Source organism: Geodermatophilus sp. SYSU D01045 (assembly GCF_054050295.1).
In genome coordinates, this window is record NZ_JBJGZB010000035.1 from 1 (window position 1) to 19,673 (window position 19,673).

The following is a 19,673-nucleotide window of genomic DNA, read 5'->3' on the forward strand; positions in this document are numbered from 1 at the left end:
AACCAAAGGAACCCACAACCCGACCGGACACACCGGCCAGGCCACGGGGGTTTGTTACTTGGCACTGACTTTCGGCACGCTGTTGAGTTCTCAAGGAGCGGACGCACACCAACTCGACCCTCTCGGGCTTCCTCGGTGCCGGCTTGTCCTTCTCTGCGCCGGGCTCCGGAGTCCTGCACCGCTCGGGTGCTCCTCCGTGGCCCTCGCGGGCTCCGTCCGGCGCGAAGAGAACAGTACACGACATCTGAGGGACGTGCACACGGGGTCTCGGTCACACCCCGCGGCGGGGTGTTCAGAGGCCGAGGAAGGACTCGATCCCCACGGTCAGGCCCGGCCGGCGGCCGATCTCGCGGACGGCGAGCAGGACACCGGGCATGAAGGACGCGCGGTCGAAGGAGTCGTGCCGCAGGGTCAGCGTCTCGCCCGCCGCGCCCATGAGGACCTCCTGGTGCGCGACGAGGCCGGTGAGCCGCACGGCGTGGACCGGGATCCCCTCGACGTCGGCACCCCGGGCGCCGGGGAGCGAGTCGGTGGTCGCGTCCGGCGACGCCGACAACCCGGCCGCCCGGCGGGCGGCGGCGACGAGGCGCGCGGTGCGGACGGCGGTGCCCGACGGGGCGTCGACCTTGTTCGGGTGGTGCAGCTCCACGATCTCCGTAGAGGGGAAGAAGCGCGCCGCCTCCTGGGCGAAGCGCATGAGCAGCACCGCGCCGATGCCGAAGTTGGGGGCGATGACCACGCCCACCTCGGGCTTGGGCTGCAGCCACTCGGCGACCGTCGCCAGCTTCTGCTCGTCGAAGCCCGTCGTCCCGACGACGCAGTGGATGTTCTGGTCGATGCAGAACCGGATGTTGTCCATGACGACGTCCGGGCGGGTGAAGTCGACGACCACCTGTGCGCCGGCGTCGGCGACGTTGAACAGCCAGTCCCCCTCGTCGACCATCGCGACGAGCTCGAGGTCGTCGGCGGCGTTGACCGCCTTCACCACCTCGGTGCCCATCCGGCCGCGGGCACCGAGCACACCGACGGAGATCCGGGGCGGCTCGCCCGTGGTCGCGCCGGTCGCCTGCTGGTCGGGTGCGGGGGTGCTCGTGGTCACCGGGTCAGGCTTCCCGGCGGCCCGTCCCGATGCAAGACGGCCCCGGCAGCGGTTCCCCGGGCGGTCCGGCGCTCCCCCGCCGCCCACAGCAGCAGGCCGAGCCCGACACCGGCGGCGTCGGCGACCCAGTCGAGGACCGAGCCCGAGCGCTCCACGGGCGTGACCGCCTGGACCACCTCGCTGACCGCGCCGTAGACGAGCAGCAGCACCGCCAGCGGCCCCCGGCACGCCCCCGCCCACCGTCCGGCGAGCGCCAGCGCGAGGAACAGGGTCAGGTGGACGAGCTTGTCCACGCCCGGCGGAGCGGCGGGGACGTCGGAGGCCGGCGCGAAGAGCACGGCGAGCGACACGAGCACCGTCACCGCGAAGGCGCCGCGGGACAACGCCCCGTGCACACGGAACGCCGAGGTGGGGCTCGGGTCGGTCATCGGTCTCCGGTCGTCGGGCTGGGCGGGGTCAGAGCCGGTCGAGGTCGGACTCCCGGTAGGGCCCGACGACGGCGAGGCAGGTCTCCCGGCCCAGCAGGTCCGCGGCCACCGCGCGCACCTGCTCCTCGTCGACCGCGGCGATCCGGTCGAGCACCTCGCGCACCGGCACGTACTCCCCGTGCGACAGCTCGCTCTTGCCCAGCCGGCTCATCCGCGAACCGGTGTCCTCGAGACCGAGCACCGTCCCGCCGCGCAGCTGCCCGCGGCCGCGGGTCACCTCCTCGGCGGTGAGCCCCTCGGCCGCCACCCGGGCCAGCTCCTCGCGCACCAGGCGCAGCACCTCGGGCACCCGCTTCTTGGCGCAGCCGGCGTACACGGAGAACGAGCCGGTGCCGGCGTAGGAGGTCAGCGCCGATCCGACGCTGTAGACCAGCCCGCGCTTCTCGCGGATCTCCTGGAACAGCCGCGAGCTCATCCCGCCGCCGACCGCCGTCTCGAGGACCGCGGCGGCGTAGCGCCGCTCGTCGAAGCGGCTGAGCGCGAGGCTGCCCAGCAGCAGGTGGGTCTGCTCGGTCTTCCGGCTGACCAGCCCCGCGGGCCGCGCGGGGCGGCGGGGGACCAGTTCCTCGCCGCGGCGCAGCGGCGCCGGGGACGCCGTGCCGGACAGCCGGTCGCCGAAGACCGCCGTCACCAGGTCGAGAACCTGCTGGTGGTCCACCCGGCCGGCGGCGGTGACCACCATCGAGGGGACGGCGTAGCGCGAGCGGTACCAGCCGTCGACGTCGTCGCGGGTCAGCCCCTCGATCGACTCGACGGTGCCGAGCACCGAGCGGCCCAGCGGCGTGCCGCCGAACAGCGTCTCGGCGAACAGGTCGTGCACCAGGTCGGAGGGCTCGTCGTCGCGCATGGCGATCTCCTCGAGCACCACCGTCCGCTCGGACTCCAGGTCCTCGGCGGTGTTGAGCGCCTCGGTCACCAGGTCACCGAGCAGCGTGACCGCCAGCGGGAGGTCGCTGGCGAGCACGTTGGCGTAGTAGCAGGTGTGCTCCTTGGCGGTGAAGGCGTTCATCTCACCGCCGACGGCGTCCATCGCCGTCGCGATCTCCAGGGCGCTGCGGCTGCGGGTGCCCTTGAACAGCAGGTGCTCGAGGAAGTGCGAGGAGCCGGCGACCCGGTCGGTCTCGTCCCGGGAGCCGACGCCCACCCAGATGCCGAGGGTGGCCGAGTGGACGCCGGGCATCGTCTCGGTGAGCACGCGCAGCCCGCCGGGCAGCACCGTGCGCTCGACCCGGCCGCCGACCTCGTCGACGTCGATGACGCGGGTGACACCGACCGGGGCCGGGGCGGCGGTGAGGTCGGTGGACCCCACGCCGGCCCCGGCCCCGGTCGTCGTCGGTTCGGCGACCGTGTCAGGCCTCCGCGGGAGCGGGGGCGTCGGCCGGGGCCGCGCCGTCGCCGGCGGCGGCACCCTCGCCCTCGGCGGCCACCGGGACCAGGCTGATCTTGCCGCGGGCGTCGATGTCGGTGATCTCGACCTGCAGCTTGTCGCCGACGTTCACGACGTCCTCGACCTTGCCGATGCGCTTGCCGCCGCCCAGCTTGCTGATGTGCACCAGGCCGTCCTTGCCCGGCAGCAGCGAGACGAAGGCGCCGAACGGCGTCGTCTTGACGACGGTGCCGAGGAAGCGCTCCCCGACCTTCGGCATCTGCGGGTTGGCGATCGCGTTGATGCGGTCGACCGCGGCCTGGGCCGACGGGCCGTCGGAGGCGCCGACGTAGATCGTGCCGTCGTCCTCGATGGTGATCTCGGCGCCGGTCTCGTCCTGGATCGAGTTGATCATCTGGCCCTTAGGGCCGATGACCGCGCCGATCTTGTCGACCGGGATGCGCACCGTGGTCACGCGCGGGGCGTACGGGCTCATCTCGTCGGGGCCGTCGATGGCCTCGTTCATCACGTCGAGGATGTGCAGGCGGGCGGCGCGGGCCTGGGTCAGCGCCTGGGCGAGCACGTCGGACGGGATGCCGTCGAGCTTGGTGTCCAGCTGCAGGGCCGTGACGAAGTCCTTGGTGCCGGCGACCTTGAAGTCCATGTCACCGAAGGCGTCCTCGGCGCCGAGGATGTCGGTCAGCGCGACATACTCGGTCTTGCCGTCGACCTCGTCGGAGACCAGGCCCATGGCGATGCCGGCGACCGGGGCGCGCAGCGGCACACCGGCGTTGAGCAGCGACAGGGTCGAGGCGCAGACCGAGCCCATCGACGTCGAGCCGTTGGAGCCCAGCGCCTCGGACACCTGCCGGATCGCGTAGGGGAACTCCTCGCGGTCGGGCAGCACCGGCAGCAGCGCGCGCTCGGCGAGCGCGCCGTGGCCGATCTCGCGGCGCTTCGGGGAGCCCACGCGGCCGGTCTCGCCGGTGGAGTACGGCGGGAAGTTGTAGTTGTGCATGTAGCGCTTGCGCGTCTCGGGCGAGAGCGTGTCGAGCTGCTGCTCCATGCGGAGCATGTTCAGCGTGGTGACGCCCAGGATCTGGGTCTCGCCGCGCTCGAACAGCGCCGAGCCGTGCACCCGCGGGACGACCTCGACCTCGGCCGACAGCGGCCGGATGTCGGTGACGCCGCGGCCGTCGATGCGGACCTTGTCGCGCAGGATGCGCTGCCGGACGACCTTCTTGGTGACGGCGCGGAAGGCGGCCGACACCTCCTTCTCGCGGCCGGCGAACTGCTCGGCCAGCGAGGCGGCGACCTCGTCCTTGAGCGCGTCGGTGGCGTCGTTGCGCTCCTGCTTGCCGGCGATGGCCTGCGCCTCGGTCAGCCGCTCGAGGGCGGCGGACTCGACGGCGGCGTACACGTCGTCCTGGTAGTCCAGGAAGCGGGGGAACTCCGCGACCGGCTTGGCGGCCTTCTCGGCCAGCGCCGTCTGCGCCTCGCACAGCGCCTTGATGAAGGGCTTGGCGGCCTCGAGGCCCTGGGCGACGACCTCCTCGGTCGGCGCGGTGGCACCGCCGCGGACCAGCTCGATCGTCTTCTCGGTGGCTTCGGCCTCGACCATCATGATCGCGACGTCGCCGTCGGGGAGGACGCGGCCGGCCACGACCATGTCGAAGACGGCGTCCTCGAGCTCGGCGTGCGTGGGGAAGCCGATCCACTGGCCGCCGACCAGCGCGACGCGGGTGCCGCCGACCGGGCCGGAGAACGGCAGGCCCGACAGCTGGGTGGAGGCCGACGCGCCGTTGATGGCGAGCACGTCGTAGAGGTGCGCCGGGTCCAGCGACAGCACGGTGATGACGACCTGGACCTCGTTGCGCAGCCCCTTGGCGAAGGTGGGGCGCAGCGGGCGGTCGATGAGCCGGCAGGTGAGGATCGCGTCCTCGCTCGGGCGGCCCTCGCGGCGGAAGAACGAGCCGGGGATGCGCCCGGCGGCGTACATCCGCTCCTCGACGTCGACCGTCAGCGGGAAGAAGTCGAAGTGCTCCTTGGGCTGGCGGCCGGCCGTGGTGGCCGACAGCAGCATGGTGTCGCCCATGCTGACGACGACCGAGCCGGCGGCCTGCTTGGCCAGCCGCCCGGTCTCGAAGGTGATGCTGCGGCTGCCGTGGCTGCCGTTGTCGATGACCGCGGTGGCGGTGGTGACCCCGTCCTCGGGGTCGTACTCGGCAGCGATGCTGCCCTGGGTGGTGGGTGCGGACACGTCGTCCTCTTCCTACGTCGCATGCGGCGACGTCCTCTTCGTGGCGTCCTGCGCCGGACTGCTCCGGGGTGACCGGTCTTCGATCGAAGCCCTCGGGGGTCGTTCCCCCTCCCGTGGAGGGGCATTCCCGGGGGCCACCACCGAGGACCGGCCGGCGTCGGGGTGCGCGGGCGGGGCGCCGGGGGTCCCGTGGGGCGGGTGCCCCACGAGAGAGGGGACCGTCCCGGGCGGGACGGTCCCCTCTGGGTCAGCGGCGCAGACCGAGCCGCTCGATGAGCGAGCGGTAGCGGTTGATGTCGGTCTTCGCCAGGTAGTTCAGCAGCCGGCGACGGCGGCCGACCAGCAGCAGCAGGCCGCGCCGGCTGTGGTGGTCGTGCTTGTGCTGCTTGAGGTGCTCGGTCAGGTCGCTGATCCGGCGGGTGAGCATCGCGACCTGGACCTCGGGCGAGCCCGTGTCCTTCTCGACCGTCGCGTACTCGGTCATGATCTGCTGCTTCGTCGCGCTGTCGAGCGCCATGGGCGGGCCTCCTGGCCAGGTCGGGTGTGGCCCCCGGTCTGGGTCACGGGGGCAGGGGTGCACACGAAGCCGTGCGTACACGGCGTCAAGCACATTACCAGCGCGTCGGCGGGGGCCCGCCGCGGTGATCACCCGGTGGGGGGCAGCCCCAGGACGGCGCGGGTGCGGACGACGTCGTCGGCCATGGCCGTCACCAGCTCCTCCACCCCGCTGAAGGCGGCCATCGGCCGCAGCCGGGAGACGAACTCGACGCCGACGTGCTCGCCGTAGAGGTCGCCGGCGAAGTCGAGGACGTGGGCCTCCACGGTGCGCCGGGAGCCCTGGAAGGTGGGGTTGGTGCCCACCGAGACGGCGGCGGGCCGGCTGTCGCGGGTGCGCCCGGCGGGGTCGCGGGTGACCAGGGAGCCCGCGTAGACGCCGTCGGCGGGGATCGCGGTGAACGGCGGGCACTCGACGTTCGCCGTCGGGTAGCCGAGCTCCCGGCCGCGCCGGTCGCCGCGGACGACGACGCCGTCGACCCGGTGCGGGCGGCCCAGCGCCCGCGCCGCGCTCTCCATGTCCCCGGCGGCGACGCAGGCGCGGATGTAGGTCGAGGAGATCGTCACCTCGCCGTCGGCGGAGGCGTCGCCGGCCAGCGGGATCCCCTCGACGGCGAAACCGAACCGGCGGCCCTCCTGCGCCAGCGTGGCGACGTTCCCGGCGGCCTTGTGCCCGTAGGTGAAGTTCTCGCCGACGACGACCGCCGCGGCGTGCAGCTGCTCGACGAGCACCCCGTGCGCGAACTCCTCGGGGGTGAGCCGGCTGAACTCCGGGGTGAAGGGCAGCACGCACATGCCGTCGACGCCGAGACCGGCGACCAGCTCGGCCTTGCGGTCGAGGGAGGTGAGGATCGCCGGGTGCGAGCCGGGCCGCACCACCTCGGTCGGGTGCGGGTCGAAGGTGACCAGCACGCACGGCCGGTGCAGCGCCCGCGCGCGGGCGACCGCGGTGCCGATCAGCTGCTGGTGGCCGCGGTGCACGCCGTCGTACATGCCGACGGTGACCACCGTCCGGCCGAGGTCCGCCGGGACGTCGGCCAGCCCGCGCCAGTGCCGCACCCGCCCGCTCCCCCGCTGCGCCGCCGGGTCGCTCAGGCGACCCGGTGCAGCCAGCCGTGGGTGTCGGGCACCCGGCCGTGCTGGATGTCGAGCAGGTGCCCGCGCAGGCCCATGGTGACCGGGCCGGGCGTCCCGTCGCCGACGGTGAAGTCGCCGGTGCGCGCCTTCACCTCGCCGACCGGGGTGATGACCGCGGCGGTGCCGCAGGCGAAGGTCTCGGTGACCGTGCCGTCGGCGACGCCGGAGCGCCACTCGTCGACGCTGAACTTCCGCTCGGTCACCCGCATGCCCCGCTCGCGGGCCACGGAGATCAGCGAGTCGCGGGTGATGCCGGGCAGCAGCGTGCCGGTGAGCTCGGGGGTGACCAGCTCGGCGTCGTCGCCGGAGCCGAGGACGAAGAACAGGTTCATCCCGCCCATCTCCTCGACGTAGCGCTTCTCGACCGCGTCGAGCCAGACCACCTGGTCGCAGCCGGCGGCGATGGCCTGCTCCTGGGCCAGCAGGCTGGCGGCGTAGTTGCCGGCGCACTTGACGTCGCCGGTGCCGCCGGGCGCGGCCCGGATGTAGTCCTCGGACAGGTAGACGCTCACCGGGTGCACGCCGCGCGGGAAGTACGCGCCGGCGGGGCTGGCGATGACGAGGAACAGGTACTCGTTGGCCGGGCGCACGCCGAGGAACGGCTCGGTGGCCAGCTGGTAGGGCCGCAGGTAGAGCGTCTGGTCGGGGCCGGTGGGCACCCAGTGGCGGTCGGCGTCGACGAGCGCGTCGACGGCGGCGAGGAAGGCCTCCTCGGGCACCGGCGGCATCGCCAGCCGGCGGGCGCTCCGGGCGAAGCGGGCGGCGTTGGCCTCGGGCCGGAAGGTCGCGACGCTGCCGTCGGGCTGCGCGTAGGCCTTGAGCCCCTCGAAGATCGACTGCGCGTAGTGCAGCGCGGCGGTGGCCGGGTCGACCTGCAGCGGCGCGTACGCGGTGAGCCGGGCGTCGTGCCAGCCGCGGCCGGCGGTGTAGCGGGCCACGAACATCGAGTCGGTGAAGTGGCGGCCGAAGCCGGGGTCGGCCAGCACCGCCTCGCGCTCGGCGGCCGGGCGGCGGGTCACGTCCTCCACGGTCACCGGGACGCCCTCGGTGAAGACCCGGGGCGTGGTCCTGCTGTCGGCGAGCGTGTCGGTCATGGCTCCCACCTGCGCGTGCTCCGTCTGTGGCCGGGGCGGCGTCGGGCCCGCCCCGCCGCTCACAGTAGCCCCGGGCCCGGCGGCGGCCGGGAGCCGACCGCCGCCGTCGCCCGCGCGGGTCAGGGCCGGTCGGGCGCCGAGCTCTCGACGACCTCGTAGGACCACAGGTGGTGGGAGTCGCTCGCGGCCGGGGCGAGCTCGTCGCCCCCGCCCTCGTGGGCGCGGGCGAAGTCCTGCCCGTCCTCCCAGGAGCGGTAGGCCTCCTCGCTCTCCCACCGGGTGTAGACGAGGTACTGGTCGGTGCCCTCCAGCGGTCGCAGCAGCTCGAACCACTCGAAGCCGGGGGTCTTCTCCACGGCGCCGGCGCGGCCGCGGAAGCGCTCCTCGAAGCGCTCCTGCATGTGCGGCGGCACGGTGATGGCGTTGATCTTGACGACGCTCATGGCAGGCCCCTTCCCGCCCGGGGGGACCGTCAATCCCCTGCGGCGTCCCGCGGGCCGGGCGAGGATGGCCCGATGACCCCGGCTCCGCGGCCCGGGGTGCTGTTCGACGTCGACGGCACCCTGCTGGACACCAACTACCTGCAGGTCCTCGCCTGGTGGCGGGCGTTCCGCGACACCGGGCACCCCGAGGTGTCGATGGCCGACTGCCACCGGGCGATCGGCATCGCCAGCGAGGAGCTGGTCACCCACCTCCTCGGCGAGGACGCCGACGACGCGAGCGAGGTGTCCGACGCCAAGACCCGACGCTACGAGCCGCTGCGTGAGCTGGTGACCGCCTTCCCACGCGTCGACGAGCTCCTGGCCGCGTGCCGGGAGCGGGAGCTGGCCGTGGTCCTGGCCACCAGCGGCAAGGACTCGGACCTGGAGTGGATGGTGCCGGCGATCGGCGGCGAGGACGTCGTCGACGGGGCCACCTCCTCGGCCGACGTCGAGTCGGCCAAGCCGGCGCCGGACCTGCTGCAGACCGCCGTCGACCAGCACGGCCTGGACGCCGCGCGCACCGTGGTCGTCGGGGACACCGTCTGGGACGTGCAGTCCGCGCGCGACGCCGGGCTGCCGTGCATCGCGCTGACCTGCGGCGGCATCTCCCGCGCCGAGCTGCTCGAGACCGGCGCCGACGAGGTGTACGACGACCCCGCCGACCTGCTCGAGCACCTGGACGACTCGCTGATCGGCAAGGCCGCCCGGGGCTAGGACGGAGGGAAGCCGACGGCGACCCGGGCGGTGGACCCCGCGTCCTCGACCAGCGCGACCAGCCGGCCCGCGGGGTCGACGGCGGCGGTGAGCCCGGGCCGCCCGGTCGCCGCGACCCGCTGGCCGTACCCGAGGGCGCGCGCCTCGTCGTCGGTGAGCCGCCGCTCGGGGTAGACCGCCGTCGCGGCCTCGGGGAGGGTCAGCGTCCCCGGCCCGCCGCCGGCGGCGAGCGCGGACGCGGCCTCCTCGACCGGGGCGGCCTGCGCGGTGGTGAACGGGCCGGAGGCGGTGCGGCGCAGCGCGGTGAGGTGCCCGCCGACGCCGAGCGCGGCACCGGCGTCGCGGGCGATGGCGCGGACGTACGTCCCGGCGGAGCAGGCCACGGTGACCTCGACGTCGACGAGGCCCGGCTCGGTCCGGTCGACGCGGTGCACGTCGATGCGGTGCACGGTGACCGGGCGCGGCTCGAGCACCACCTCCTCGCCGGCCCGGACGCGGTCGTAGGAGCGGCGTCCGCCGACCTTCACCGCGCTCACCGAGGAGGGCACCTGCAGCAGCGGGCCGGTCTGGGCGGCGAGCGCCGCGCGGACCGCGTCGTCGTCGAGGTGCCCGGCGGGCGTGGTGGTGAGGACCTCGCCCTCGCGGTCGTCGGTGACGGTGGTCTGCCCGAGGCGGATCGTGGCGTCGTAGACCTTGTCCGAGCCGCCGAGGTGGCCCAGCAGCCGGGTCGCCGCCCCGACGCCGAGCACGAGCAGGCCGGTGGCCATCGGGTCGAGGGTGCCGGCGTGGCCGACCCGGCGGACCGACAGCACCTTCCGGGCCCGGGCGACGACGTCGTGCGAGGTCGTCCCGCCGGGCTTGTCGACCAGCAGGATCCCCGGGGTGACGTCGGCGTCGGCGGCGCGGCGGCGGCTCATGCGCCCACGGTCGCAGGTGCGGTGAGCCACCTGTCCCCTGCCACCCGGGCGAGGACCGCGACCAGCCGCAGCGCGATGAACGCCGTCAGCCCGGTCCAGACGCCGGCCAGGCCCCAGCCCAGCGGCCCCGACAGCAGCGACAGCGGCAGGAAGCCCACCAGCGCGGCGCCGACGGTGACCGTGCGCAGGTAGGCGACGTCGCCCGCGCCCATGAGCACGCCGTCGAGGGCGAAGACCACCCCGGCCAGCGGCTGGAACCCGGCGAGGAACCACCAGACCAGCTCGGCCTGCGCCCGGACGGCGGGATCGCCGGTGAACAGCGGCACGAGCAGGTCGCGGCCGGCCAGCAGCGCGACGGCGACCAGCACGCCGGTGCCCAGGCCCCACAGGGTGACCCGGCGGGCGGTGACGCGGGCCTCGTCGGGCCGGCCGGCGCCGAGCGCGTGGCCGACCAGCGTCTGCGCGGCGATGGCGTAGGCGTCGAGCACCAGCGCCAGGAAGAGGAACAGCTGCAGCGCGATCTGGTGGGCGCCGAGCTGCGCCTGGCCGGCGCGCGCGGCGACCCCGGCGGCGACCAGGAAGGCCAGCTGCAGGACGGTGGCGCGCAGCAGCAGGTCGCGGCCGAGCACCAGCTGCGCGCGGACGGCGGCCGGCCGGAACCGCCAGTCGGCCCCCTCGCGCAGCAGCGCCCGCACGAACAGCGCCGCGGTGAGCGACTGGCCGGCGAGGTTGGCCACCGCGGAGCCGGGCAGCCCGAGGCCGGCCGGGTGCACCAGCAGCGGGCACAGGACCAGGCTGAGCAGGCTGCCGGCGAGCACGAAGCGCACCGGCCGGCGCAGGTCCTGCACGCCGCGCAGCCAGCCGTTGCCGGCCAGGGACACCAGCAGCAGCGGCGCGCCGCAGCCGGCGATGCGCAGCCACTGCTCCCCCGCCGCGGCCACCTCGCCCGGCCCGCCGGCCAGCGCGCGGGTCAGCGGCCCGGCGAGCACCTGGAACAGCAGGACGACGGCGGCACCGAGCAGCAGCGCCAGCCAGGTGGCCTGCACGCCCTCGGCGACGGCGCCGGCGCGGTCCCCCGCCCCGGCGCGGCGGGCGGCCCGCGCGGTGGTGCCGTAGGCGAGGAAGTTCAGCAGCGCGGCGGCCCAGGCCAGCAGCCCGCCGCCGACGGCGAGCCCGCCGAGGGGGACGGTGCCCAGGTTGCCGACGACCGCGGTGTCCACCAGCAGGTACAACGGCTCGGCGGCCAGCACGACCAGCGCCGGGACGGCCAGCCCCAGGACCGACGGCGACCGCTCCGTCACCGCGCCGTCGTCGCGGACGACACCTGCGCCCGGATCGCCGCCAGCGTCGCCTCGCGGTCCAGGTGCGAGGTGAACCCGGCCGCGGACCGGTGCCCGCCGCCGCCCAGCGCCATCGCGACCCGGGCGACGTCCGTGCCGCCGCGGGAGCGCAGCGACACCGCCCACGAGCCGTCGTCCTGGCCCTTGAGCACGCAGGCGACGTCGGCCTCAGCGGTGGACCGGACGACGTCGACCAACGCCTCGAGCTGCTCGCCGGGCAGGCCGTGCCGGGCGGCCTCCGCGGTGCTCGACCAGGTCCACACCAGCCCGGCGCCGACGCCGGGCTCGAGCACCGCGCGCCCGGCCACCGCCGACAGCAGCCGCAGCCAGCCGAACGGGGCGGTGCCGAACAGCCGCTGGCTGATGGCGGCGTGATCGATGCCGGTGGACAGCAGCCGGGCGGCCAGCACGTGGGTGTCCGGCCGGGTGCTGCTGAAGCGGAAGGAGCCGGTGTCGGCGGCCAGGCCGGCGTAGAGCAGCGTGGCCAGGCCGGCGTTGAGAGGGACGCCGAGCTCGTCGAGCAGGCCGGCCACGAGGACGACGGTCGCCGGGGCGGCGGGGTCCACCAGCCGCACGTCCCCGAAGCCGGGGTTGCTCGCGTGGTGGTCGACGACGACCGAGGTGCCGGCGTTCCCGAGCAGCGCGGCGAGCTCGCCCAGCCGCGCGGGCGAGGCGGCGTCGAGGCTGACGAAGACGTCCGGGGACGCGGGGACGGCGGTCGAGGGCACCAGGTCCCCGGCGCCGGGCAGCCAGCCGAGCGAGTCGGGCAGCACGGGGCGGCCGGGGAACGTGGCGGTCACCCGGGCGCCGCGGCGGCGCAGCCCCTCGGCGAGGGCCAGGGTGCTGCCCAGCGCGTCGGCGTCGGGCTGCACGTGGCCGCTGAGCACCACGGTGGCGCCCGTGTCGGCGGCCGCGGCCAGCACGGCGGCCGGGGTGCGCACGGGCACCCCGGCGGTCGGCGCGGTCACCGGGTCAGGTGTCGGGGCCGGGATCGGCCACCGGGGCTGCGTTGCGGTCCTCGGTCACCGACCCGCCCCCGGGCGCCAGCGGCGGGCCGCCGTCGTCGGGCTCGTCCGCCGCGATGGAGGGCACCTCCCCGATCTGGCCCTCGCGGCCGCCGTCGGTGGGGTCGCCGGCGTTCGGCTCGGCCCGCCCGCCGAGCTCCGAGCGGCCCTGCCCCTCCCCGGGGAGGTACGGGTCCGGGTCGTTCTCGCTCACGAGGCGCTCCTGTGCTCCGGGGCCGTGCTGACGTCGGCGTCGGAGGTCTCGTCGTCCTCCTCCTCCGGGTGCCGGTAGGGGTCGGCGTCGCCGGCGTAGGTGGCGTGCTCGCGCAGCCGGGCGAGCTCGGCGTCGGCCGAGCGGACGCGCTCGATGGCCGCGTCGAGCTCCCGCGCGGTGTCGGGGACGGCGTCGGCGACGAAGGTCAGCGTCGGCACGAACTTGATGCCGGTCTGCCGGCCCACGGTCGAGCGCAGCACGCCGGTGGCGCTGGCCAGCGCCTTGGCCGACTCGGCGGCCGCGGTGGCGTCGCCGTAGACGGTGTAGAAGACGGTGGCCTCGCGCAGGTCGCTGGTCACCCGGGCGTCGGTCACGGTGACCATGCCCAGCCGGGGGTCCTTGATCTGGGACTCGATCGCGGCGGAGACGATCTGTCGGATGCGCACCGCGAGCTTGCGGGCGCGGGCGGGGTCGGCCACGGCGGACCTCCGGGGTCTCGGGGGCGCACCCGGAGGCGCGCCCGGACGGGCGTGGGCGGCGACGCCGGGCGGTCGGCGTCAGTCGTCGGTGTCGGAGAACAGCTGCCGGTGCGTCGACAGCAGCGTCACCTCCGGCCGCTCGGCCAGCAACCGCTCGCAGGCGTCGAGGACGTCGGTCACCTGACCGGCGTCCCCCGCGACGGCGGCGACGCCGACCTGCACGCGGCGGTGCAGGTCGACGTCGCCCACCTCGGCCGCGGCCACGGCGAAGCGGCGCCGCAGCTCGGCCACGATGGGCCGGACCACGGCGCGCTTGCCCTTGAGCGAGTGGACGTCGCCCAGCAGCAGGTCGGCGGTCATCGAGCCGGTGAACACCGACCGGGGACCTCCCTCTCCCTGCTGCCGGGCGATCGTCTACCCGTGGCCCCTCGCCCCACCACGAGCGTGCGGGTGGTGGGGCGAGGGGGTCCTTCCTCAGTCGCGCGGCTTCTCGCGGACCTCGAAGGTCTCGATGACGTCCTCGACCTTGACGTCGTTGAACGACCCCAGGCCGATACCGCACTCGTAGCCCTCGCGGACCTCGGTGACGTCGTCCTTGAAGCGGCGCAGCGACTCGACCGTCAGGTTGTCGGCGATCACCACACCGTCGCGGATGACCCGGGCCTTCGAGTTCCGGTTGATCGTGCCGCTGCGGACGATGGAGCCCGCGACGTTGCCGATGCGCGGCACCCGGAAGACCTCGCGGATCTCCGCCGTGCCGAGCTCGACCTCCTCGAACTCCGGCTTGAGCATGCCCTTGAGGGCCGCCTCGATCTCCTCGATCGCCGAGTAGAGGACCGAGTAGTACCGGACGTCGACGCCCTCGCGGTTGGCGAGCTCGGTGGCCTGCCCCTCGGCCCGGACGTTGAAGCCGATGACGATGACGTCGTCGGCCAGCGCCAGGTCGATGTCGCTCTTGCTGATCGCGCCGACGCCGCGGTGGATGACCCGCAGCGAGACGTCGTCGCTCACCTCGATCTTCATGAGCGCGTCCTCGAGCGCCTCCACGGTGCCCGAGTTGTCGCCCTTGATGATCAGGTTGAGCTGGCGGTTCTCCTTCAGCGCGGCGTCGAGGTCCTCGAGGCTGATCCGCTTGCGCATCGAGGCGTTCTGCGCGTTGCGGATGCGGGCCTGCCGCCGGTCGGCGATCTGCCGGGCGACGCGGTCCTCCTCGACCACGAGGAAGGTGTCACCGGCACGCGGCACCGAGGTGAGACCCACGACCTGCACCGGGCGGGCCGGCGTGGCCTCCTTGAGCTTGGCGCCGTGCTCGTCGAGCAGCGACCGCACGCGGCCGAAGGCGTCACCGGCGACCAGCGAGTCGCCGACCCGCAGCGTGCCGCGCTGGACCAGCACCGTGGCGACGGGGCCGCGGCCCCGGTCCAGCTTGGCGTCGATGACGACGCCCTGGGCGTCCATCTCGGTGTTGGCGCGCAGGTCGAGCGCGGCGTCCGCGGTGAGCAGGATCGCCGCCAGCAGGTCGTCGAGACCCTGCCGGGTGACCGCCGAGACGTCGACGAACATCGTGTCGCCGCCGTACTCCTCGGCCACCAGCCCGTACTCGGTGAGCTGCTGGCGGATCTTGGCGGGGTTGGCCCCCTCCTTGTCCACCTTGTTCACCGCGACCACGATCGGCACCTCGGCGGCCTGGGCGTGGTTGAGCGCCTCGACCGTCTGCGGCATGACGCCGTCGTCGGCGGCGACCACCAGGACGACGATGTCGGTCACCTTCGCGCCACGGGCACGCATCGCGGTGAACGACTCGTGACCCGGGGTGTCGATGAAGGTGATCGCCCGGTCCTGGCCGTCCAGCTCGGTGGCGATCTGGTACGCGCCGATGTGCTGGGTGATGCCGCCGGCCTCCCGCGCCACCACGTTGGTGTTGCGGACGGCGTCGAGCAGCTTCGTCTTGCCGTGGTCGACGTGACCCATGACGGTGACGACCGGCGGACGGGTCTCCCAGTCCTCCTCGTCGCCCTCGTCACCGAAGGTCAGGTCGAAGGTCTCGAGGAGCTCGCGGTCCTCGTCCTCCGGGCTGACGACCTCGATGTTCCAGCCGATCTCGGCACCGAGCAGCTGCAGGGTGTCCTCGTTCACCGACTGCGTCGCGGTGACCATCTCGCCCAGGTGGAACAGGGCGGTCACCAGCGCGGCCGGCTGGGCGCCGATGCGCTCGGCCAGGTCGGTCAGCGAGGCGCCGCGGGGCAGCCGGACGGTCTGCCCGTTGCCGCGGGGCAGGCTGACGCCGCCCATGTTGGGCGCCGCCATCTGGTCGAACTCCTGGCGCCGCTGCTTCTTGCTCTTGCGCCCGCGGACCGGACCGCGGCCACCCGGACGCCCGAAGGCACCCGCGGTGCCCGCACCGGAGCCACCGCGGCCACGGCCGCGGCCACCGCCGCCGCCGCCGCCACGGAAGCCGCCGCCGGCCGGCGCACCGGCACCGGGGCCACCGCCGCCGGGACGGAAACCGCCACCGCCGCCGGGACCGCCCGGACGGCCGCGGCCACCGGGGGCGCCGGGACGACCGGCACCGGCCGGACGCGGCGGCATCATGCCCGGGTTCGGCCGGGGCGGCATCATGCCCGGGTTCGGCCGGGGACCACCCGGACCGGCCGCGGGACGCGGACCGCCCGCACCGGGACCCGGACGGGGACCACCCGGACGGGGACCACCGGCGCCGGGCGCGGGGCGCGGACCGCCGGCGGCGGGACCCGGACGCGGGCCGCCCGCCGCCGGACCCGGACGCGGGCCACCGGCAGCCGGACCCGGACGCGGGGTGCTGCTGAAGGGGTTGTTGCCCGGCCGCGGGGCCGGACGCGGACCCGGCCGCGGGCCGGCACCCGGCGCGCCGGGAGCGGCACCGCCGGGACGGGCCCCACCGGGAGCCGCCGGGCGCGGGGCACCCGGGCGCGCGGGACCGGGGACCGGGCCGCCGGCCGGACGCGGGCCGGGCGTCGGCGCACCCGGGCGCGGGGCACCCGGCGCGGCCGGGCGCGGACCCGAGGGCGCGGCCGGCTGTTGCGTCGGCGCGCTGGCGGCCGGGGTCTGGGGCGCGGCCGGACGCGGGCCGGGCGTCGGCGCACCCGGACGCGGGGCACCGGGACGCGGACCCGGCGTCGGACCGGCCGACGGCACGGGCGCGGACGGGGCCGCGGGGGCCTGCGGCGCACGCGCGGCGGGCGACGGCGCGGGGGCCGGCGCGGCCGGCGAGGGCGCCGCCGGGCGCGGGGCGGTCGGACGGGCGGGGGCACCGCCGCCGTTGCCGCCGCCGGCGTTGCCGCCGGTGGACGCGCCGAGGGCCTCCCGGAGCCGCCGGGCCACGGGGGCCTCGACGGTCGAGGAGGCGGACTTCACGAACTCGCCCTGCTCCTTGAGCTTGGCGAGCACGGTCTTGCTGTCGACCCCGAACTCCTTGGCGAGTTCGTGGACGCGGGCTTTGCCTGGCACGGATCTCCTCTTGTGAGGCCGGCGGCTCGCCCGCGCGACCTCGTCGTCAGTGGTGCATGGTCTGGCTTGTCATCGTGGGGACTTCACGGCTGACTCATCCGACGACGTCCTGCTCTCTACGTGCGGACCGGCCGGTTGCCGGTCCGTCTGTGGGAAGTGCGGTCTGTCGTTCGTCCGCTGTCGCCCGTCCGGGGCCCGGGTCCCCCGGCGCGGGGGCGCCGAGGACGTGGGCCCGGAGCGGACCGGCCTCCACCGCGGCACCGCGCGGGAGGCGCAGTGCCCGGGAGAAGGCCCGGCGTCGCTCCGCTGCGTGGAGGCACTCCGGGGTGGGGTGCACGGAGGCGCCCCGGCCGGGGAGCCGCCGTCGCGGATCGGGCACGAGGGTCCCGGACCGGAGGACGACACGCAGCAGGTCGGTGACCGGAGCGCGCTCCCGGCAGCCCACACAGGTGCGCACCGGGATCGACGTTTCGGCCACCCGTCACTCTAGCGCGCTGCAGGACCCCGTTGTTCCGGACGCCGCGGACCGGACCGCAGCCCGCCCCCACCGGGGGACGGCCGCCCGCCGGGGGCGCCGGCGCGGACCGGCGGCGGGCCCGAGCGCAGCGGCGGGCGCCCCACCCCGGGCGAGGGGGTGGCGTCGTCGGGCCGGGCGTCGCTGCGGATGTCGATCCGGCAGCCGGTGAGCCGGGCGGCGAGGCGGGCGTTCTGCCCCTCCTTGCCGATCGCCAGCGACAGCTGGAAGTCCGGGACGACGACGCGCACCGCCTTGGCCTTCGGGTCGACCAGCGTGGCGCTGCTCACCCGGGCCGGGCTGAGCGCCGAGGCCACGAACGTGGCCGGGTCGTCGGACCAGTCGACGATGTCGATCTTCTCGCCGTGCAGCTCGCTCATGACGTTGCGCACCCGCTGCCCCATCGGGCCGATGCAGGCGCCCTTGGCGTTGAGCCCCGGCACCGAGGTGCGGACGGCGATCTTCGAGCGGTGCCCGGCCTCCCGCGCGACGGCGACGATCTCGACGCTGCCGTCGGCGATCTCGGGGACCTCCAGGGCGAACAGCTTGCGCACCAGGTTCGGGTGGGTGCGCGAGACGGTCACCTGCGGCCCGCGGTGGGTGCGGGCCACGGAGACGACGTAGGCGCGCAGCCGGCTGCCGTGCGGGTAGCTCTCGCCGGGCACCTGCTCGGCGGCGGGCAGGACCGCCTCGACCTTGCCGATGTCGACCAGGACCGCGCCCTGGGCGTTGCGGCGCGCGTCGGCCTGGACGACGCCGCTGACGATGTCGCCCTCCTTGCCGGCGTACTCGCCGAAGGTCTGCTCGTGCTCGGCGTCGCGCAGCCGCTGGACGATGACCTGCTTGGCGGTGCTGGCCGCGATGCGGCCGAAGTCGCTCGGGGTGTCGTCCCACTCGCGCACGACCTCGCCGTCGGGGCCGAGCTCCTGCGCGAGCACCGCGACCTCGCCGGTCTTGCGGTCGACGTGCACCCGCACGTGCTTGGCCGCGCCGTCGGCGTGGCGGTACGCGGTCACGAGCGCCGTCTCGAGGGCCTCGATGACCGTCTCGACGGGGATGCCCTTCTCCCGCTCGACCGCCTTGAGAGCGGTCACGTCGATGTTCACTGTCCTCCTCCGTCGTCGTCGCCCTCGTCGTCCTCGTCGTCGTCCGCGTCGAGCACGTCGTCCGGCTCGTCCGGGTCCTCCGCCAGGTCCTCCGCCGCGTCATCCCTGCCCGGGCGGCCGAACTCGACCTGCACCCGGCCGGCGCCGAGCTCGGCCCAGGGCACCTGGCGGGCCGTCGGCGGCCGCTTGCGGGCACCGGGCTTGGCCTTCGGCTCGACGGCGAGGGTCACGCCCTCGCCGTCGACGGCGGTGACCCGGCCGGTGACCTGCTCGGCCGCCCCGGCCGGTCCGACGGTCACGGTGACCAGCCGGCCGGTGTTTCGCCGCCAGTGCCGCGGCTCGGTGAGCGGCCGGTCGACGCCGGGGCTGGTCACCTCGAGCACGTAGGGGGCGCGGCCGAGGTCGCCGTCGTTGTCGTCGAGGACCGCCGAGACCGCCCGGCTGACCTCCGCGACGTCGTCGAGGGACACGCCCTCGTCCCGGTCGACCACCACGCGGACGACGCTGCGCCGGCCGGCGGGGGTGACCACCAGCTCCTCGAGGTCGTAGCCGGCGGCACCGACCACGGGCTCGATCCAGCCGGCCAGCCGTGTGGCGGCCGGGTCCTGCCGCGACCCTGCGGCCGGGTCCTGCCGCGACCCTGCGGCCGGGTCCTGCCGCGACCCTGCGGCCGGGTCCTGCCGTCCTCTCGCGGACACGGGCTCCCTCCCCTCCTGCAACCGGTCGGAGCTCGTGCTCGGCGGACCGCACCGTCCGGGGCCGCGCCCGGTGGCGCGGGCTCGCGCGGCACCGGCCGCGGCGTACCCGGGGAGTCGTCAGGTTACCGCTCCGCCGCGCGCCGGGGCCCGGCCGCTCGGGCGGGTGACCTGCCTGAGGTCCCGACGCGCCCGGACGCCGTCCGGGCGGGCGGGGCGGCTCCTGGGAGACTGGCGGGCGATGTCCGTCTCCCCTCCGCCCGCCGGGTTCCCGCGCCGCCGCCTGCTCGCGGGCACGGCCGGGCTGGCGCTGCTGCTGGCCGGCTGCACCTCCGGCGACTCCGGGGAGGCGGCCCGGGAGACGGCGGCGCAGGAGGACCGGCTGGCCGGTCAGGTCGCCGTCCAGGAGGCGGTGGTGGCCGCCTACGACGCGGCGGCCGTCGCGGACCCCGCGTTCGGCGGCACGGTCGCCGACCTGAGCGGCCAGGCGCAGGAGCAGCTGGCGCGGCTGCGCGCGGCGGCGCCGGGGGCGACGCCGTCGTCCTCGGCCCCGCCGGCGCCGCCCGCGGGCGGGGACCTGCGCGCGTGGCTGCGCGAGCAGGTGGGCGCCGCGGCCGCCGCGCACGCGGCCGCCTGCGTGGAGGCCTCGGGTGCGGGGGCCGCGCTGCTGGGGTCGATCGCGGCGGGGCTGCGCGGGCACGCCGCCGCGCTGGCGTGAGGGAG

Annotated in this window: 20 protein-coding genes and 1 pseudogene; 2 read left to right on the top strand and 19 right to left on the bottom strand. The window is 75.5% G+C overall.

From position 1 onward, the window contains the following. Nucleotides 1-292 precede the first annotated feature (292 nt). The 8 genes from dapB to ACI798_RS20820 all read right to left on the bottom strand — a co-directional run bounded on the left by dapB (nucleotide 293) and on the right by ACI798_RS20820 (nucleotide 8,442). Nucleotides 293-1,099, bottom strand: a complete 807-nt coding sequence (gene dapB / locus ACI798_RS20785) for a 4-hydroxy-tetrahydrodipicolinate reductase (RefSeq protein WP_456943358.1) — start codon at nucleotides 1,097-1,099, stop codon at nucleotides 293-295. Then, complete coding sequence (locus ACI798_RS20790; RefSeq protein ID WP_456943357.1) at nucleotides 1,096-1,527, bottom strand: VanZ family protein; 432 nt, start codon at nucleotides 1,525-1,527, stop codon at nucleotides 1,096-1,098. The genes dapB and ACI798_RS20790 overlap by 4 nt, the downstream gene beginning before the upstream one ends. Nucleotides 1,528-1,555: 28 nt before the next feature. After that, nucleotides 1,556-2,896 carry a M16 family metallopeptidase gene (locus tag ACI798_RS20795; protein WP_457048854.1) on the bottom strand — a complete coding sequence of 447 codons (1,341 nt, stop codon included), beginning with the start codon at nucleotides 2,894-2,896 and terminating at the stop codon, nucleotides 1,556-1,558. A 40-nt stretch (nucleotides 2,897-2,936) separates the two neighbouring features. Further along, nucleotides 2,937-5,213, bottom strand: a complete 2,277-nt coding sequence (locus ACI798_RS20800; protein WP_456943355.1) for a polyribonucleotide nucleotidyltransferase — start codon at nucleotides 5,211-5,213, stop codon at nucleotides 2,937-2,939. A gap of 247 nt (nucleotides 5,214-5,460) precedes the next feature. Continuing rightward, entirely contained in the window at nucleotides 5,461-5,730 is a 270-nt protein-coding gene (gene rpsO, locus ACI798_RS20805; protein ID WP_072920360.1) for a 30S ribosomal protein S15, read from the bottom strand. Between the two features lie 128 nt (nucleotides 5,731-5,858). Further along, on the bottom strand, nucleotides 5,859-6,827 hold the full coding sequence (locus ACI798_RS20810) for a bifunctional riboflavin kinase/FAD synthetase (RefSeq protein ID WP_456943354.1): 969 nt from the start codon (nucleotides 6,825-6,827) through the stop codon (nucleotides 5,859-5,861). 32 nt (nucleotides 6,828-6,859) lie between these two features. Further along, nucleotides 6,860-7,999, bottom strand: coding sequence for a branched-chain amino acid aminotransferase (locus ACI798_RS20815; RefSeq protein WP_456943353.1), 1,140 nt, complete (start codon nucleotides 7,997-7,999; stop codon nucleotides 6,860-6,862). A gap of 119 nt (nucleotides 8,000-8,118) precedes the next feature. Beyond that, nucleotides 8,119-8,442: an antibiotic biosynthesis monooxygenase family protein gene (locus ACI798_RS20820; RefSeq protein ID WP_456943352.1), complete on the bottom strand. Its 324-nt coding sequence runs from the start codon at nucleotides 8,440-8,442 to the stop codon at nucleotides 8,119-8,121. 72 nt (nucleotides 8,443-8,514) lie between these two features. Here ACI798_RS20820 and ACI798_RS20825 point away from each other — a divergent pair, with 72 nt between their 5' ends. Next, nucleotides 8,515-9,195 (top strand): HAD family hydrolase, encoded by a 681-nt coding sequence (locus ACI798_RS20825; protein ID WP_457048855.1) that lies wholly within the window; start codon nucleotides 8,515-8,517, stop codon nucleotides 9,193-9,195. Here the strand turns inward: ACI798_RS20825 and truB are convergent. The 11 genes and pseudogenes from truB to rimP form a co-directional block, all read right to left on the bottom strand. Beyond that, nucleotides 9,192-10,112, bottom strand: coding sequence for a tRNA pseudouridine(55) synthase TruB (gene truB, locus ACI798_RS20830; protein ID WP_456943350.1), 921 nt, complete (start codon nucleotides 10,110-10,112; stop codon nucleotides 9,192-9,194). The two genes, ACI798_RS20825 and truB, sit on opposite strands and share 4 nt — an antisense overlap. Then, nucleotides 10,109-11,413 carry an MATE family efflux transporter gene (locus ACI798_RS20835; RefSeq protein ID WP_456943349.1) on the bottom strand — a complete coding sequence of 435 codons (1,305 nt, stop codon included), beginning with the start codon at nucleotides 11,411-11,413 and terminating at the stop codon, nucleotides 10,109-10,111. Before ACI798_RS20835 ends, truB begins: the two co-directional genes overlap by 4 nt. Next, the gene (locus tag ACI798_RS20840; protein ID WP_457048856.1) at nucleotides 11,410-12,420 is read right to left on the bottom strand and encodes a DHH family phosphoesterase; all 1,011 of its coding nucleotides are present in this window, start codon (nucleotides 12,418-12,420) and stop codon (nucleotides 11,410-11,412) included. Before ACI798_RS20840 ends, ACI798_RS20835 begins: the two co-directional genes overlap by 4 nt. 4 nt (nucleotides 12,421-12,424) lie before the next feature. Next, nucleotides 12,425-12,670, bottom strand: coding sequence for a hypothetical protein (locus tag ACI798_RS20845; protein WP_456943347.1), 246 nt, complete (start codon nucleotides 12,668-12,670; stop codon nucleotides 12,425-12,427). Next, nucleotides 12,667-13,149: a 30S ribosome-binding factor RbfA gene (gene rbfA / locus ACI798_RS20850; RefSeq protein WP_456943346.1), complete on the bottom strand. Its 483-nt coding sequence runs from the start codon at nucleotides 13,147-13,149 to the stop codon at nucleotides 12,667-12,669. Before rbfA ends, ACI798_RS20845 begins: the two co-directional genes overlap by 4 nt. 78 nt (nucleotides 13,150-13,227) lie before the next feature. After that, a complete protein-coding gene (locus tag ACI798_RS20855; RefSeq protein ID WP_456943345.1) occupies nucleotides 13,228-13,524 on the bottom strand; it encodes a DUF503 domain-containing protein in 297 nt (98 codons plus the stop codon). Nucleotides 13,525-13,623: 99 nt separating this feature from the next. Next, nucleotides 13,624-15,456: a translation initiation factor IF-2 gene (gene infB / locus ACI798_RS20860; protein WP_456943361.1), complete on the bottom strand. Its 1,833-nt coding sequence runs from the start codon at nucleotides 15,454-15,456 to the stop codon at nucleotides 13,624-13,626. Between the two features lie 1,032 nt (nucleotides 15,457-16,488). Continuing rightward, a pseudogene (locus tag ACI798_RS20865) lies at nucleotides 16,489-16,635 on the bottom strand (translation initiation factor IF-2 N-terminal domain-containing protein); the annotation flags it as partial. 94 nt (nucleotides 16,636-16,729) lie between these two features. Next, complete coding sequence (locus ACI798_RS20870; RefSeq protein WP_457048857.1) at nucleotides 16,730-17,113, bottom strand: YlxR family protein; 384 nt, start codon at nucleotides 17,111-17,113, stop codon at nucleotides 16,730-16,732. An 8-nt stretch (nucleotides 17,114-17,121) separates the two neighbouring features. After that, nucleotides 17,122-18,255, bottom strand: coding sequence for a transcription termination factor NusA (gene nusA / locus ACI798_RS20875; RefSeq protein WP_457048858.1), 1,134 nt, complete (start codon nucleotides 18,253-18,255; stop codon nucleotides 17,122-17,124). Further along, nucleotides 18,252-18,821: a ribosome maturation factor RimP gene (gene rimP / locus ACI798_RS20880; RefSeq protein ID WP_457048859.1), complete on the bottom strand. Its 570-nt coding sequence runs from the start codon at nucleotides 18,819-18,821 to the stop codon at nucleotides 18,252-18,254. The genes nusA and rimP overlap by 4 nt, the downstream gene beginning before the upstream one ends. Before the next feature lie 370 nt (nucleotides 18,822-19,191). On the opposite strand from rimP, the gene ACI798_RS20885 reads away from it, so the two are divergent. Beyond that, entirely contained in the window at nucleotides 19,192-19,668 is a 477-nt protein-coding gene (locus ACI798_RS20885; RefSeq protein ID WP_457048860.1) for a hypothetical protein, read from the top strand. Nucleotides 19,669-19,673: the final 5 nt, after the last annotated feature.

Excerpts from the sequence above, each read along its gene's own strand:
- ACI798_RS20790 (WP_456943357.1), bottom strand. The coding sequence starts at position 1,527 with ATGACCGACCCGAGCCCCACCTCGGCGTTCCGTGTGCACGGGGCGTTG.
- ACI798_RS20815 (WP_456943353.1), bottom strand. The coding sequence starts at position 7,999 with ATGACCGACACGCTCGCCGACAGCAGGACCACGCCCCGGGTCTTCACC.
- truB (WP_456943350.1), bottom strand. The coding sequence starts at position 10,112 with ATGAGCCGCCGCCGCGCCGCCGACGCCGACGTCACCCCGGGGATCCTG.
- ACI798_RS20820 (WP_456943352.1), bottom strand. The coding sequence starts at position 8,442 with ATGAGCGTCGTCAAGATCAACGCCATCACCGTGCCGCCGCACATGCAG.
- rpsO (WP_072920360.1), bottom strand. The coding sequence starts at position 5,730 with ATGGCGCTCGACAGCGCGACGAAGCAGCAGATCATGACCGAGTACGCG.
- infB (WP_456943361.1), bottom strand. The coding sequence starts at position 15,456 with ATGGCGGCGCCCAACATGGGCGGCGTCAGCCTGCCCCGCGGCAACGGG.
- ACI798_RS20885 (WP_457048860.1), top strand. The coding sequence starts at position 19,192 with ATGTCCGTCTCCCCTCCGCCCGCCGGGTTCCCGCGCCGCCGCCTGCTC.
- ACI798_RS20825 (WP_457048855.1), top strand. The coding sequence starts at position 8,515 with ATGACCCCGGCTCCGCGGCCCGGGGTGCTGTTCGACGTCGACGGCACC.